A 14,931-nucleotide genomic window follows, 5' to 3' on the forward strand; every position below is an offset into this window, starting at 1 on the left:
TTACTCTCCGTCCAGGATTGCGGGCACGCGGAACTTGTCGCCGTCACGGTCGGGAGCACCCGACAGCGCCTGCTCGATGGTGAGCGAGGGCACCACGACGTCAGGGCGGAAGACATTGGTCAGCGGCAGGGGGTGGCTCGTGGCGGGGATGTCAGCCGTGGCGACCTGTGACACCTTCTCGACGGAGGCGACGATCTGGCCCAGGTCGTGGGTGAGATTCGTGATCTCCTCGGGGCTGAGGTCGATCCGGGCAAGGCTTGCCAAGTGGGCAACCTGCTCGGCCGTGATTTCAGACATGGAACTCCGATTGCTAATAGACGTGGATGCCTAATTCTATTCGGAGGCGTTGGTGACCAGCGCCGCGTTGTTCGTTCCGATCAGCGCCATATTGCGCAGGGACTCGCTCCCAGCAGTGAAATAGTCGTTGTGACCCCACGATTTGCTGAGCTCCCGACCGGTCACGGTGTCGGTGCCGCCGTCAACGGCAAGCGTGCGCGCCCCGTACGATGTCGCACCGGGGTCACTCCCGAAGAATCCGCTGTTAACGGCCGGATCCCAGTCCGCTTCTCCCACGTAGACGTTGCCGTCGGCGACGTCGAGCCTGTCGATGGATTGGGCGGAGCTGCCGGGAGACCCCACCATCACGAGCGCATCCACCTCGACAGACCCTCGTGAGAGAGCCTCGAGGGATACCAGCGTTCCGTAAGAATGTGCGAACACCGACAGGAAGGGCTGACTATCCCCTCGACTCGAACGGATACCGTTCCACGAGTCTTCGAGAAAATCGGCACCGACCTCAGCGCGGTCGAGCCCACCCACGCTGAACAGGCTTGGCGTTTCGTAACCGATCCACGCAATGGTCGCGATGCTCGGAACTGACGTGTGGTGTGCCGCCGCCTGCTCGCGCAGCACGTTCTTCTGCTCGGCGTAGAGGTCCTCTGCGGTGTGTGACCAGTTCACGAGTTGCTCCTGCACGCCGTAGTTCATGCCCGGCACGAGGTAGCTCACGAAGTCTGCGGTGTCCGGGTTGCCCAGGGCGATCGCGGCTCGCCCCCCGTCGGCGAGGTCCAAAAGCACGAGGGTGCGGGCCGGTGCCGCACAGGGAGGCAGAAGCGCCTGCTGAATCTGCTTCATGATCGAGAGCTCGCGGTTCAGGGTGGAACGGGACGACCTCTCTTGCACCTCGGTCAGCTTGCTGGTCGCCGAGGAGACCGCATCCCCCAGATATCGCAGGTTGGCCTGACCGCGTTCCACGAGCGGCACGCCATCGAGGTTTCCGACCAACTGGGGAACATCTGTCGCGAGTTCGGCCCGCGCGGCCGCGTCAAGCCCCTGCCACCAGCCGGTCACGGCAGCGGCAGCCGGCGGCGACGTCAGGATTGTGTCGATGTGTGTCGGGTGGGCCGCTACAAAGGCCACGAGTTCCGCCGGTGTCAGCCTCGCCAGGCCGTCAAGAGCGGCGATTCCGGTTGCGGGACGTGCGGCGAGGACTTCACCGTCAACGCTCACCGACACTCGTGACTCGGTCGAGACCTGGCGCCAGAGCGGAACCGCACGGGGGTCGACACCCTGATCCGGGGTGATGGCGCCGGACGCGCTCTGTAAGCTCACTGAAACGATTTCCGGCGCACCGAGAGTCTCGTTCGCGCCCCCGAGGGCCAGCGAAATGAGAACCGTCACCATGTCGTACAGCGTTACATCCCCTCGCCCATGCCGCTGCTCCGTGCCGCCCACCGGCCGCACTTATATATATCGATATCAGCATACTGGCGACTCGGGCAGAAAAAGTAGCCCACCTCCCTCTATCTGGTTGCCGAGCGCCTAATATCTGCTCCTTCCAGTCGTACCGAACAGATGTGAGGGCGTCTACGTGACGCCCTCAGGAATGGCTTCGAGCCGACGCGGAATGGTTGAATGGAGTCAATTCGGCTCGAACTCGCCTGAAATTGTCTCACGCGGGCGCCGTACCGGGGCCGAGGGGGCAATGCGATGGTGGGGCTGCGTCTCAACGTACCGTTTCGTCGGTTCTGGCTCGCGTCGACGGTCTCCGATTTCGGGAGCTACCTCACAACCCTCGCCCTCTCCGTGCTTGTGCTTCTGACTCTCGGAGGGTCGCCGCTCGACCAGGGGATGGTCAACGCGGGTCGCTGGGCACCGTATCTTCTGTTCGGGCTGTTCGCGGGAGTGTGGGTCGACCGGTTTCGGCGCAGGCTTGTCCTCGTCGTCGGCGATGTCGGACGCGGCGTGCTGCTCACGACAGTGTGCCTGCTCGCTTTGGCCGGGGTGCTCACGGTTCCGGTGCTCGTCGGTCTGATTTTTGCGTTCGGTGTGCTCGCTCTGCTCAGCGATGCCGCGCATCAGTCATTTCTGCCGCAGCTGGTGCCGCGGGCCACCCTGGTGCGTGCGAATTTCCGACTGCAGCAGAGCGAGACAGCGGCGCAGCTCAGCGGTAGCGCCGTTGCCGGGGCGCTCATCGCCGCCATAACAGCCCCATTCGCCCTTCTCATCGACGCGCTCACGTACTTCTTTTCCGGATGGGTTCTGCTGTCGCTGCGCCAGGTCGAGTCGAACCGGCATCCCCCGCGCGCGGCAACATCGACCGTGTCTCGAATCAGCGAAGGCCTGCGTTGGGTCTATGGACATCCCCGCCTCGGCCCGCTGGCAATCGGTTCCCCCATCTGGTTCATCGGCTCGGCCGTGCTGGGCACGGCACTCCCCGCACTTGTTCTGCTCGAGCTGGGGCTGGGAGCTCTCGGACTCGGCCTGATCCTCGGCTGTGCGGGGGTCGGAACGGTCATCGGCTTGTCGTTGTCGCTGATATTGGATCAGCGGTTCGGAACCGGACGAGTGATGGTGAGTATGCGCCTGCTGCAGCCTGTCGCGGTCGCCGGGATAGCGCTGTCGCCGACCATGGCGGCAGGTAAGTCGATTTCGTCCGGTGCGGTCGGCCCGAATCCCGCCGACTGGCCAGCCAGTCTGTGGCTTGCGGTGGCCGCCGTGGCAGTCGGACAGTTCGTATTCGGGCTCGCGATGGGTGTCGAGGGACCGCTCGAAGTCAGCTACCGGCAAGCGGTCACACCCGACCGGCTTCTGGCACGCATGAGCGCGACGATGCGATCGGTCAATCGGGGCATGATCGTGGTCGGGGCGATCCTCGGTGGCGCACTGGCAACGGCGGCGGGCGCAGGCGCGGCACTCTGGTCGGCCGTCGTGTTGATGGTCGTGGCCGGTCTCGTGCTTGCCTTCTCGAAGTTCCGCACGGCCCGGATCGAGCACGATGCTCTCTCCGACGTCGAGGCTCTGGCCTGACAGCGGGGCGAACGTCACCGTCGCTTCGGCCTGGCGACAGATCGGCGGCGTCGCGGTTCAGCGGTAGTGCTGCTCGCCGCGCGCGGCCTTCTCCACCACGTCACGGATTCGTGCCGCCCTCACCGAGGGCGTCTTGATGCTGCCGAGACGAAAGTAGATGCGGAACCGATCGACGCGCGTGAGGCTGGCGACGTACGCAGCCGCCACCGGGTCGGCATCGAGAGCCTCCTGCAGGTCAGGCGGAGCGACGGCATCCTTCTGCCGATAGGCGGCGTCCCAACGGCCATCCGCTTGAGCTCGTTCAATCTCCGCCACTCCGGCTGGACGCATGCGGCCCTCCTCGATGAGGCGCGCCGCGTGTTCACGGTTGATCTGCGACCACGGGCTGTTCTTGCGGCGAGGCGTGAAGCCCGTGAGCGTGTAGTCGTCGTCGAGGCGGTTCGTCTGGCCATCGATCCACCCGTAGCAGAGAGCCACGTGCAGGGCCTCCGACCAGGTCATTCCGGGCGCAGAGGAACTCTTCTTGCGGAGTTTCAGTCGCACGCCGCCCACATCAGGCCGGTCGGCCAAGTAGGCTTCCCACTCCTCGACTGTGACGTCAAGCACGATTCTGTCTGCCATCCCAACCATGAAATCATCATACGGACTGGGGCGCTGAGCGTCTTCAGGCAGCCGGGCGCTCCCCCGGTGATTGGACCGGCTCACTCTGGCTTCGCTGGACAATCGCACTGCCGCTCGGCCATGATCAGACTCATGGGGGAAGCACCAGGCACGAAACAAGGAAACGCCTCGGGCGGCATTGGGCTCAGGCAGGCGGCACCTCGGGACCGCCGGAGGGTCTCGCCGTGACGAGGTTCCGCGGTGCCGGCATGGCGGCCCTCGCGGTTGCACTGGCGCTTGTCGTCGCCGCCTGTGCGCCGGCACCCGGAGAGCAGGATGATTCGAGATCGAATCCGCCGCCCCCGACCGATTCGGGAAACGGCAGGGAATCCGCTGCCATTGCATTGGTCGACATCTGGCGCGTGTCAGGCGCCGCAGACGAGGAAGTCGACACCTGGTTGCGCCTCGACGTGCCGGAGTTTCAGCTCTGGCGAGACTGCGGCATGATTCAGGGCTCGTGGCGAGCCACGGGGAGCCTCTTCCTGGCCTCCACGTACGGTGCCAGCGGCGAGTGCGCTACCGGAACCACACTGCCCCGTGTGCCCTGGCTCGAGTCCGTCTCGGGGTATCGTGCGGCTGGTGAGGGGTGGGAACTCCACGATCCGCAAGGCACGACGCTCGCGACGCTGACCCGCGATGGTGCCCCGGATCCGATCCCGACCGCCGCAGATTTCTACACCGAACCGCCCGTGATCACAGACGCGACTCGGGAGGCTTTGCGACAGCCAGTTCCTCTGGCGGGCAGCCTCACTCCTGCCTCACCCGAAGACCTCGCCGCACGGTGGGTCCCGGAGTCCGACAGCGGCACAACCGATGCGCATGTGGTCTTCGAAGCGGATGGCACGTGGACAGGATCCGACGGCTGCAACGGTGGACAGGGCCGATGGGTCGCCGATGGAGCGGGTGCGCTGCTGACGACGTCCGGCGTGTCCACGCTGATGTCGTGCGACGGTGCCCCCGTGCCGTATTGGGTGACCCAGGCCAGTTGGGCCGTCTTCGACGACGGATGGCTGCGCCTGCTCGACATGCACGGCTCGGAGCTTGGCCGACTCCAGCAGGACTAGACGTTGTGGATCGTGGCTGGTGGTCTCACGACTGGCTCCACAACCGCACGGGTAGCGGGGTCGGTGGCGTAGTGCGATGCCAGACAGGGATGACATGTGGTCGTTCGAGACACGCACCGGGCCGGTCGGTGATCGGACGTGCCGCACGCTCTCCTGTGGTGTGGCAGTGTTGGTAGAGGAAGTCAACCAGGGGAAGGACCTGCTGATGGACTTGGGAACGGTAATTCTGATCGCCATTTTGGCGGCCGTGCTGATAAGTGTCGTTGTCACCCTGCTGCGCCGCGAACGCTTGACGCGTCGCCTGTCGCATCACAACGGTCCTGAACACGGTCACGATCAGACCACCGCCCGGGCGACCGCTCAAGCGGCGCACATGGGTCGGGGCGGCGGCTGGCCTCAGGGCTGAGACAACCTCCCGGTACTGTCGTCCGGTTCACTCGGCGGGCGGCTCGGGGACGGGCGGGAGCCCGGCCGGACCCTCCGTCACCAGGATGCGAAACTCCTCGGCGTCGAGGATGCGGAGGCCCAGCGTCTCCGCCTTGGCGAGTTTGGAGCCTGCACCCGGGCCCGCAGCCACGAAGTCGGTGTTCTTCGACACGCTCGACGCGCTCTTGCCGCCGGCTGCGATGATGGCTTCCTGAGCGCCCTCGCGTGTGAAGCCCTCGAGCGAGCCCGTGGCGACCACTGTCAGGCCGGAGAGCACTCCCCCTGCGGCGACGGCAGCGCCAGGTCCCGGATGGCCGGGAGTCTCGAATTGCACGCCCGCAGCGGTCCACTGCTCGATGATGTCACCGTGCCAGTCCACCTGGAACCAATCCAGCACCGCGTCGGCGATGATTCCGCCGACGCCGTCGACCTCGGCCAGCTCTTCGCGGGTTGCCGCGCGGATGGCAGAGAGCGAGCCGAAGTGGTTGGCGAGGGCCCGTGCAGCAACGGGACCGACGTGACGGATGTTGAGACTCACCAGAATGCGCCACAGGGGCTTGGTCTTCGCCTTGTCAATCTCGACGAGAAGCTTGAGCGCACTCGCGGCCGGTTGAGGGCCGGTGAGCCCCCGCTTTTTCTCGGCGGCTGTGGGATTGCGTTGGAAAGGCATCCGCTGTTTGGCCGTGCCGACGTCGTCTTCCTTGGGCAGGCCCGTTTCGGCGTCGCGCACGATCACCTGGATCGGCAACAGATCGGCGAGTTCGAGGTCGAAGAGGCCGGCCTCTGTCGGCAGGGGCGGCTCGATCGGAACCGTCGGCTGAGTGAGGGCCGCCGCCGCCACCTCTCCGAGTACTTCGATGTCGAGGCCGCCCCGGCTTCCGATGTGCTCGACGCGGCCGCGCACCTGGGCTGGGCAGCTGCGCGCATTGGGGCAGCGCAGGTCAATGTCCCCCTCCTTGGCGGGAGCGAGAGGCGTACCGCACTCGGGGCAGTTGACGGGCATCACGAATTCGCGCTCGGTGCCGTCGCGCAACTCCACCACGGGGCCGAGCACCTCGGGAATAACGTCCCCGGCTTTGCGCAGCACGATGGTATCGCCGATGAGAACACCCTTGGCACGCACCACGTCCTGGTTGTGCAGGGTGGCCTGACGCACTTCGGAACCGGCGACGCGCACCTTGTCCATCACGGCGAACGGCGTGGCCCGCCCGGTGCGCCCGACACTCACGACGATATCGCGCAGCTTTGTGTTGACCTGCTCCGGCGGGTACTTGTACGCGATCGCCCAGCGGGGCGCGCGGTTCGTCGCTCCGAGCTCGGCGTGCAGCTCGAGTTCGTCGATCTTGATGACAATGCCGTCGATTTCGTGCGAGACACTCGCCCGGTGCTCGCCGTAGTACTCGATGAAGGCCGCGGCCTCCACGGCGTTCGAAGTCACACGGAAGTATTCGCTCGTGGGCAGTCCCCAGCCGGCGAGAATTCCGTAGACCTCCGACTGCTCGCTCGCGGCCGGGCGCTCCCAGGCGCCGATGCCGTGCACGAGCATACGCAGCCGCCCGAGCCTGGCCTTCATAAGCCGCAACTGCGCGGGTGTCTTGGTCGCGGCCTTCTGCCGAAGCGATCCGCTTGCGGCGTTGCGAGCGTTGGCGAACACGCGTTCGCCCGCCTCTACCTGCTGGGCGTTGAGCTCGGCGAAGGACTTCACCGGAAAGAAGACTTCACCGCGCACCTCCATGAGCTCAGGATGGCCGGTTCCGGCCAGACGTTTGGGGATGCCGGGCACGAACTCGATGTTCTCGGTGACGTCTTCGCCGACCACCCCGTCGCCGCGCGTGGCGGCGGTCAGGAGAACGCCGTTCTCGTAGCGCAGGTTGATCGCGAGGCCGTCGATTTTGAGCTCGCACAGGTAATGGACCGGGCGCCCGGAATCGCGCTCGACCTTCTCGGCCCACTCGAGGAATTCCGGTACCGAGAACACGTTGTCGAGGCTCAGCATCCGCTCGGCATGGTGAACGGGGTCGAAAAGCGTCGTCTCCGCGCGTCCCCCCACGGTCTGGGTGGGGCTGTCCTGGCTCTGCAGCTCCGGAAACAGCCGTTCAAGCTCTTCGAGACGCCGAACGAGTTCGTCGTACTCGGCGTCAGAGATCGCCGGCTCGTTGCGACCGTAATACGCGTCCCGGGCCCCGAGGATTCGTTCGGTCAGACTTGCTGCTTCATCGGCCGCAGCGGGCAACGATTCGTCGGCGTGCAGCGATGCTGTGACGGGCTCAGTCATGCGTCAATTCCGCCATGATTCGATTCGGGCGTCAAGCGTCTGTGACGGCGGAAACCGGCACCGCGCTGACCGTGCGGTCAATCGTGCACTGGCCGAGCACCCGCGTGCCCATGTACACGACGGCGGTCTGGCCGGGCGCCACACCGGTGAGCGGCTCGTGCGGACGGATCATGAATTCGACGCGCTCGCCGTCACGAACCACTTGGGCCACGGCAGCAACGGGGTCGGCGTGGGCACGAATCTGCACGTGGCATTCAAAGGGAACCTCGGGGTTCAGCGGAGCGAGCCCCGCCCAGGTGTAGCTGTCCCCGGCGATTTCCTTTACCGCGAGCGCCTCCTTCGGGCCCACAACGACGGTGTTCGTGATCGGGCGAACCTCAAGCACGAAGCGTGGCTTCCCGTCCGCCGCTGGCGTGCCGATGGAAAGGCCCTTGCGCTGTCCCACGGTGAAGGCCACCGCGCCCTCGTGCTCGCCAAGTTTCTTGCCCTCGCGGTCGAGGATATCGCCGGTCGCCGGAGCCACACGCTCGGCGAGCCAGCCGCGGGTGTCACCGTCGGGGATGAAGCAGATGTCGTAGGAGTCAGGCTTGTTCGCCACCGAGAAGCCGCGCTCCGCGGCCTCTGCACGCACCTCGGCCTTGGATGGTGTCGCCCCGAGCGGGAACATGGAGTGCTGCACCTGATCGGCCGTGAGAACGCCGAGCACGTAGGACTGATCCTTGGCCCACGCCGCGGCCCTGTGCAGTTCCTTATTGCCGTCGGCGTCGAGGACGATGCTCGCATAGTGGCCCGTGCACACGGCGTCGAACCCGAGGTCGATGGCTTTTTCGAGCAGGGCGGCGAACTTGATCTTTTCGTTGCAGCGCATGCAGGGGTTCGGGGTTCGCCCGGCGGCGTATTCGGCGATGAAATCGTCGACAACGTCGAGCTTGAAGCGCTCGGAGAAATCCCACACGTAGTACGGGATTCCGATGATGTTCGCGGCCCGCTGGGCGTCCATCGAGTCCTCGACGGTGCAGCAGCCGCGGCTTCCGGTGCGCAGCGTTCCGGGCATGCGACTGAGGGCCAGGTGAACCCCGACCACCTCATGCCCTGCCTCGACCGCGCGGGCTGCTGCCACGGCGGAATCTACACCGCCACTCATTGCTGCTAAAACCTTCACCGGTCAAGTGTAATCAACGTAGGTGCCGCAGGCGAACTAGCTTCCCGGAACCCGGTCGGCCATTCCGGCACGCGCGGCCTGAGCGTGGGCGGCCGGCAGCGCCGCAAGCAGCGCGTCCACGTCGGCATCCGTCGAGGTGTGCCCGAGCGTGATGCGCAGGGCCCCACGCGACTCAACCTCCGAGCGAGCCATGGCCCGCAAGACGTGCGACGGCTCCGGCACACCGGCCTGGCAGGCCGACCCCGTCGACACTGAGATTCCCGCCGCGTCAAGCAAGAACAACAGCGAATCGCCCTCGCACCCCGGAAAGCTGAAGTGCGCGTTGCCGGGCAGCCGGCCGCCCCGGCTCGTGTCTCCGTTCACGATGACGGACGGCACAAGGCGCGTCACCCCCGCGATCACCCGGTCACGCAAAGCCGCGAGCCTCAGGTTCTCGCCGTCCAGCCCGGCACCGAATGCGGATGCCGCCACCGCGAACGACACCGCGGCCGCGACATCCTGGGTGCCGCTGCGCACCTGGCGCTGCTGTCCCCCACCATGCAACAGCGGAACGACTGTGGTCTTGCGCCCGAGGATGAGGGCGCCGATTCCCACCGGGCCGCCGATCTTGTGCGCCGACACGCTCACGGCACTCACCCCGGCGCGGCCGAGTGCCCTGAAATCCAGCGGAAGGTGCCCGTAAGCGGACACGGCGTCCACGTGAACCGGGATTCCATGCGCCGCGGCGAGCGCCGCGATCTCGGCGACAGGCTGGATGGTACCCACCTCGTTGTTGGCGGCTATCACCGTGACCAGTGCCACGTCGAGGGGGTTCCGCGCGATCGCCGCGTCGAGGGCGTTCAGATCAATTCGACCCAGGGCGTCAAGTGGAATCCACTCGACTACAGCGCCGTCGTGCTGGCGAAGCCACTCCACGCTGTCGAGAGTGGCGTGGTGTTCCCCCTCGGCCACCAGTATGCGCGGGCGGGGCGCCCTGGCCCAGAAGAGGCCCTTGAGGGCGAGGTTGATCGCCTCGGTGCCGCTCCCGGTGAAAACGACCTCTATCGGGTCGGAGCCCACGCTCGCCGCCACACGCTCGCGCGCTTCCTCGAGCATCCGCTTCGCGTTCTGGCCCTGACTGTGAACGGATGCCGGATTGCCCACGACTCCCATGGCGTCGGCGCAGGCGCTGATCGCGCCCGGCAGCATGGGCGTTGTGGCCGCGTGGTCGAGGTAAACGACCATCGGGTGCCTCTTTTCTACTCTGGATGTGTCGGCGCCAGCCCGCCTTGGTCGGAACGCGCTCTCACACTGATTACTCTAGATTGCATGACTCACGCCGATCCTCTGCGCAATCTCGGCGTACGAATCACCTCCACGGGCGGTGAGCTGCGCGTCTGGTCACAGAACGCAGACGCCATTGACCTGTGTATTTTCGATGACACCGACCCCAACTGGATCATCAAAAGCATTCCCATGACCAAAGACATCCACGATGTGTGGTCGGCAAAGTCCCGCACTCTGTCTCGCGGTCGCCGTTACGGTATCCGCGTGTCCGGTCCCGCCGGTGCGCGGAATTCGTTCCACCCTGAAACAACTCTCCTCGAACCGTACTCGCGTGGCCTGGTGCGCGTAGGCGCCGACCGCTGGCAGTCCTCCGTCGTGGACGACAGCTTCGACTGGGCGGACTCCCGCAAACCCGCCATCCCGCTAGACCACACTGTGGTCTATGAGGCCCACGTGCGCGGCATCAGCCGTCTCAACAAGAAGATCCCGGCCGCACTGCGCGGAACATACGCCGGCCTGGCCCACGAAGCGACGATCGCCTATCTCAAGGACCTCGGCGTCACGTCGGTCGAGCTGTTGCCGGTGCAGGCTTTTGTCTCCGAGCAGCGGCTGATCAAACAGGGCCTCATCAATTACTGGGGTTACAACACCCTCAACTTCTTCTCACCCCACGCCGACTACGCCACCCAGGCCGCGCAGTCCGGGGGGCCGGAGGCCGTGCTGCGCGAGTTCAAGGGCATGGTCAAGCTTCTCCATGATGCCGGGCTCGAAGTGATCATGGACGTTGTGTACAACCACACCGCCGAGGAAGGCCCGAACGGGCCGGTCACGAGCCTGCGGGGCATCGACAACTCGGAGTATTACCGCCAGACCGCCGCGGGCGAGTACATCGACGTCACCGGATGCGGCAACACCGTGAACTTCGGTCACGACGTTCCACGTCGCCTGGTGATGGATTCCCTCCGCTACTGGGCCAACGAGGTGCAGATCGACGGGTTCCGGTTCGACCTCGCCGTAACCCTGGGACGCGACGAGGGTGTCGTCTACGACCCTGAGCATCCGCTACTCACAGGTATACGCGACGACCCGGAACTCGCGGGAGTCAAACTCATCGCGGAGCCCTGGGACGTGGGTCAGGGCGGTTGGCAGACGGGCAACTTCGCCACGGGCTGGTCGGAGTGGAATGACCGCTACCGCGACCGGATGCGAGACTTTTGGTTGAGCGACATTCGCAGTATGCGCTATTCGGGCTCGGCGGGCAGCGGCATCGGCCGCTTCGCGACCCGCGTGGCCGGATCGTCGAATACCTTCTCGACCGACCGGGGACCACTCGCCTCGCTAAACTTCATCACCGCTCACGACGGCTTCACTCTGGCCGATCTCACCGCCTACGACACGAAGCACAACCTCGGAAACGGGGAGTCCAATCGCGACGGCACCGGCAACAACAACTCCTTCAACCACGGCGTGGAAGGTCCGACCCGGGACGTAGCGATCCTGAAGACCCGTCGCAAGGCCATGCGCAACCTGCTCGGCACCCTGCTGCTGTCTGCCGGAATACCCATGATCACCGCCGGTGACGAGTTCGGCCGCAGTCAGCGGGGCAACAACAACGCCTATTGCCAGGACAGTGAGCTCACCTGGTTGAACTGGGACTTCGACGATTGGCAACAGGACCTGCACCGAGTGAGCCGGCGCCTGCTCGAGCTGCGACGCGAGAACCCCGCCCTGCGCCCGGTGCGCTTTGGCCGTTTCGGCGAGACCACGCTCAGCGCAAGCCAGCTCGACTGGTACAACGCTGCCGGCGAGTCGATGTCGCACGATGACTGGAACTCCCCGGAAGCTCGCACCCTGCAGTACATGGCCGCGAGCACACCGGAGCACGAGGACTTCAACCGCATCCTGCTAGTAGTGCATGCCCGCGAGCAGGACGCCACGGTCACGCTGCCCCAGCATGAGGGCGTCGGCGCCTATACACTGCTGTGGGATTCCAGCCACGACGACCTGCGTGACGCCGTCATCGAGCACAAGCCCGGCACGACGCTGCACATGACGGGCGCTTCGATGCAGCTGCTGCGGGCGCACAACACAATCACGTCGCCGCCCCGTAAGCGCAAGGGCAAGCGCTGAGGAGGGCCGGGCCATCGGCCCGGCCCTCCTCAGCTCGGTTCCGTCTGGCCTACGTGGCGATCGCGACGAGTCCCATCTCCGCGGGACTGATGAGCAGCGCATTTCGCGGCACGACCCGCACTGTGTACCCGAAGGCCCCCGCCCGGTCCAGCTCCACGGTGCCCGTGAACAGGTTCGGTGCCCCTCCGGCCGCCGCCTCGACCATATCAGCGAGGTCGGGCGCCGCAGCGGGCAGGAGCGCCTGGCTCTCGGTGTCGCGCAGCTCGTCGCCGCCGAGGCTCTTGCCGTAGACGACCTCCACCGTCACATCCGAGGGGAGCAGCCCGTTGAGTTGCACGTGGGCGCGCAGGTGCAGCTCGTCGCCCACCTGGGGCACGGCGCTTACTCCCCCGGACTCGACGTGGGTCACGGCCACTGCCGGCCACTTGGACACGACCTTGCCCTTCCAGGCAGCCAGTTCGCGGGCGGCACGGTAGTTGTGCTTGGACATGAGGCCCTCATAGTGGCCCGCAGGACGATAGAGCCGTTCCACATATTGCCGAACCATGCGGTCGGCGCTGAGCTCCGGGGAGAGCGTGGCGAGGGTATGCCGAATGTTGCCGACCCACCGCTCGGGCACGTCGTCAGAGTTGCGCTCGTAGAACGTGGGCGCCACTTGGTGCTCAATGAGGTCGTAGAGAGCTTCCGCCTCGAGACGATCGCGTTCCGCAGCGTCGCCGGCGGCATCCGCTGACGGAATTGCCCAGCCGTTCTTGCCGTCGTAGTATTCGGGCCACCAGCCGTCGAGTATCGACAGGTTGAGCGCGCCGTTGAGGGCGGCCTTCATGCCCGACGTGCCGCAGGCTTCGAGCGGACGCAGTGGGTTGTTGAGCCACACGTCCGTGCCCGGGTACATCAGCTGCGCCATGGCGATGTTGTAGTCGGGCAGAAACGCGATCCGGGTGCGCAACTCGGGGTCGGCGGCGAACTGCACGATCTTCTGGATGAGCCGCTTGCCCTCCTCGTCGGCCGGGTGCGACTTGCCGGCAATCACGATCTGGATCGGTCGGTCGGGGTTCAGCAGCAGGGCGCGCAGCCGTTCCGGGTCGTGCAGCATGAGCGTGAGCCGCTTGTACGTGGGCACCCGGCGGGCGAATCCGATGGTGAGCACATTCGGGTCGAAGACCCGGCCGATCCAGGCCGGCGGCAGGCCACCTGGATTCTGATCGCGCCAGGCGTTCGTGAGGCGCCGGCGGGCATCCTCGACGAACTGCAGCCGCATCTGCCCGCGCACCGACCAGAGGTCTTGGTCGGAGACCTCGGGAGATCGCCAATTGGCGGTGGAGGTGTCGCTCGTTCCGAGCCGGTTCTGGGCGAGGGCCATCAGTGCGGGATCGGTCCAGCTCGGCGCGTGCACCCCGTTGGTGATGGACCCGATCGGCACCTCGGCGGCATCGAACCCGGGCCAGAGCCCGCTGAACATTCGACGGCTGACCTCGCCGTGCAGGGTCGACACGCCGTTTGCGTGCTGACCGAGCCGCAGCCCCATGATGGCCATGTTGAAAACATCGGGCGACCCGCCCTCATAGCTCTCCGCGCCAAGCGCGAGCAGGTCGTCCACGGCGACACCGGGAAGTAGGTCGGTTTCGAAGTACCGGCGCACGAGCCCGCGCTCGAATCGGTCGATTCCGGCGCCCACCGGTGTGTGAGTCGTGAAGACGGTGCCCGCGCGGGCCACCTGCAGAGCCTCCTGAAAGCTCAATCCCTCTCCGATCAGGCTCGAAATACGCTCGAAGCCGAGGAACCCAGCGTGACCCTCGTTGGTGTGGAAGACCTCGGGTTCAGGGTGTCCGCTCAGGGTGCTCCAGAGCTTCACGGCCCTGGCGCCGCCGATTCCGAGCAGCAGCTCCTGCAGCAGGCGGTGCTCTCCGCCCCCGCCGTACAGACGGTCCGTCACGAGCCGCAGGTCGTCCGGGTTCTGGGGAATGTCTGTATCCAGCAGCAGCAAGCGGATGCGGCCGACCTTGGCCTGCCAGACGCGTGCGTGCAGCGTGCGGTCGTCGGGCAGAGCAAGCGAGACCTGCACGGCGGAGCCGTCGGCCCGGCGCAAAACCGAGAGCGGCAGCCCGTCGGGATCGAGCAGGGGGTAGCTCTCCATCTGCCAGCCGTCGGGTGAGATCGCCTGGCTAAAGTAGCCAGCGCGATAAAACAGCCCCACGCCAACAAGGGGAACTCCGAGATCGGAGGCGCTCTTCAGGTGATCCCCGGCCAGGATGCCGAGGCCGCCGGAATACTGCGGCAGTGCCGCGGCGATGCCGAACTCCGGCGAGAAGTAGGCGATGGCCGCCGGCTTCTCCCCCGTGAGTCCCTGGTACCAGCGCGGCTTCTCGAGGTAGTTTCGCAGGTCACCGCGAATCGCGTGCACGCGCGCAACATAGTCGGCGTCCCCGGCCAGGTCGGACAGGCGCCCCGGATCCACGGCACCGAGCAGAGCAACGGGATCGGTGCCGATCTCGCGCCACAGTTCTGGGGCGATGTGTTCGAAGAGTTGACGGGTGGGCTCGTGCCAGGACCAGCGCAAGTTGCCGGCAAGCTCTTCTAGAGCAGCGAGCGCCTCGGGCAGCACGGCACGGACGGTAAATTTACGTATCGCCTTCACG

Annotated in this window: 11 protein-coding genes; 4 read left to right on the top strand and 7 right to left on the bottom strand. The window is 66.0% G+C overall.

Features of this window, described 5'->3' with window-relative positions:
* Positions 1-297: an Asp-tRNA(Asn)/Glu-tRNA(Gln) amidotransferase subunit GatC gene (gene gatC, locus BJ997_RS10380; protein ID WP_035836766.1), complete on the bottom strand. Its 297-nt coding sequence runs from the start codon at positions 295-297 to the stop codon at positions 1-3.
* A gap of 36 nt (positions 298-333) precedes the next feature.
* The gene (locus tag BJ997_RS10385) at positions 334-1,683 is read right to left on the bottom strand and encodes an alpha/beta hydrolase (protein ID WP_052542264.1); all 1,350 of its coding nucleotides are present in this window, start codon (positions 1,681-1,683) and stop codon (positions 334-336) included.
* 306 nt (positions 1,684-1,989) lie between these two features.
* On the opposite strand from BJ997_RS10385, the gene BJ997_RS10390 reads away from it, so the two are divergent.
* On the top strand, positions 1,990-3,309 hold the full coding sequence (locus BJ997_RS10390) for an MFS transporter (protein WP_183323434.1): 1,320 nt from the start codon (positions 1,990-1,992) through the stop codon (positions 3,307-3,309).
* Positions 3,310-3,366: 57 nt separating this feature from the next.
* Here the strand turns inward: BJ997_RS10390 and BJ997_RS10395 are convergent, their stop codons facing one another.
* Positions 3,367-3,939, bottom strand: a complete 573-nt coding sequence (locus BJ997_RS10395; protein WP_035836765.1) for a YdeI/OmpD-associated family protein — start codon at positions 3,937-3,939, stop codon at positions 3,367-3,369.
* A gap of 215 nt (positions 3,940-4,154) precedes the next feature.
* Here BJ997_RS10395 and BJ997_RS10400 point away from each other — a divergent pair, with 215 nt between their 5' ends.
* Positions 4,155-5,033 (top strand): META domain-containing protein, encoded by an 879-nt coding sequence (locus BJ997_RS10400; RefSeq protein ID WP_152602191.1) that lies wholly within the window; start codon positions 4,155-4,157, stop codon positions 5,031-5,033.
* A gap of 94 nt (positions 5,034-5,127) precedes the next feature.
* Positions 5,128-5,439, top strand: coding sequence for a hypothetical protein (locus BJ997_RS10405; protein WP_152602190.1), 312 nt, complete (start codon positions 5,128-5,130; stop codon positions 5,437-5,439).
* 27 nt (positions 5,440-5,466) lie between these two features.
* Here the strand turns inward: BJ997_RS10405 and ligA are convergent, their stop codons facing one another.
* The 3 genes from ligA to BJ997_RS10420 are packed head-to-tail and all read right to left on the bottom strand — an operon-like array spanning position 5,467 to position 10,120.
* Positions 5,467-7,734, bottom strand: a complete 2,268-nt coding sequence (gene ligA, locus BJ997_RS10410) for an NAD-dependent DNA ligase LigA (protein WP_183323436.1) — start codon at positions 7,732-7,734, stop codon at positions 5,467-5,469.
* 31 nt (positions 7,735-7,765) lie between these two features.
* Positions 7,766-8,896 carry a tRNA 2-thiouridine(34) synthase MnmA gene (gene mnmA / locus BJ997_RS10415; RefSeq protein ID WP_268871382.1) on the bottom strand — a complete coding sequence of 377 codons (1,131 nt, stop codon included), beginning with the start codon at positions 8,894-8,896 and terminating at the stop codon, positions 7,766-7,768.
* A 36-nt stretch (positions 8,897-8,932) separates the two neighbouring features.
* Positions 8,933-10,120, bottom strand: a complete 1,188-nt coding sequence (locus tag BJ997_RS10420; protein ID WP_035836903.1) for a cysteine desulfurase family protein — start codon at positions 10,118-10,120, stop codon at positions 8,933-8,935.
* An 84-nt stretch (positions 10,121-10,204) separates the two neighbouring features.
* On the opposite strand from BJ997_RS10420, the gene glgX reads away from it, so the two are divergent.
* Complete coding sequence (gene glgX, locus BJ997_RS10425) at positions 10,205-12,292, top strand: glycogen debranching protein GlgX (protein WP_052542289.1); 2,088 nt, start codon at positions 10,205-10,207, stop codon at positions 12,290-12,292.
* 49 nt (positions 12,293-12,341) lie between these two features.
* Here the strand turns inward: glgX and glgP are convergent, their stop codons facing one another.
* Positions 12,342-14,930 carry an alpha-glucan family phosphorylase gene (gene glgP, locus BJ997_RS10430; RefSeq protein ID WP_035836904.1) on the bottom strand — a complete coding sequence of 863 codons (2,589 nt, stop codon included), beginning with the start codon at positions 14,928-14,930 and terminating at the stop codon, positions 12,342-12,344.
* Position 14,931: the final 1 nt, after the last annotated feature.

This window comes from Cryobacterium roopkundense (assembly GCF_014200405.1).
Classification (GTDB): Bacteria; Actinomycetota; Actinomycetes; order Actinomycetales; family Microbacteriaceae; genus Cryobacterium; species Cryobacterium roopkundense.

Bases quoted from the DNA above. Each gene is read 5' to 3' on its own strand.
- BJ997_RS10395 (WP_035836765.1), bottom strand. From the start codon at position 3,939: ATGGTTGGGATGGCAGACAGAATCGTGCTTGACGTCACAGTCGAGGAG.
- BJ997_RS10390 (WP_183323434.1), top strand. From the start codon at position 1,990: ATGGTGGGGCTGCGTCTCAACGTACCGTTTCGTCGGTTCTGGCTCGCG.
- BJ997_RS10420 (WP_035836903.1), bottom strand. From the start codon at position 10,120: ATGGTCGTTTACCTCGACCACGCGGCCACAACGCCCATGCTGCCGGGC.
- BJ997_RS10385 (WP_052542264.1), bottom strand. From the start codon at position 1,683: ATGGTGACGGTTCTCATTTCGCTGGCCCTCGGGGGCGCGAACGAGACT.
- BJ997_RS10405 (WP_152602190.1), top strand. From the start codon at position 5,128: ATGTGGTCGTTCGAGACACGCACCGGGCCGGTCGGTGATCGGACGTGC.
- glgX (WP_052542289.1), top strand. From the start codon at position 10,205: ATGACTCACGCCGATCCTCTGCGCAATCTCGGCGTACGAATCACCTCC.
- ligA (WP_183323436.1), bottom strand. From the start codon at position 7,734: ATGACTGAGCCCGTCACAGCATCGCTGCACGCCGACGAATCGTTGCCC.
- gatC (WP_035836766.1), bottom strand. From the start codon at position 297: ATGTCTGAAATCACGGCCGAGCAGGTTGCCCACTTGGCAAGCCTTGCC.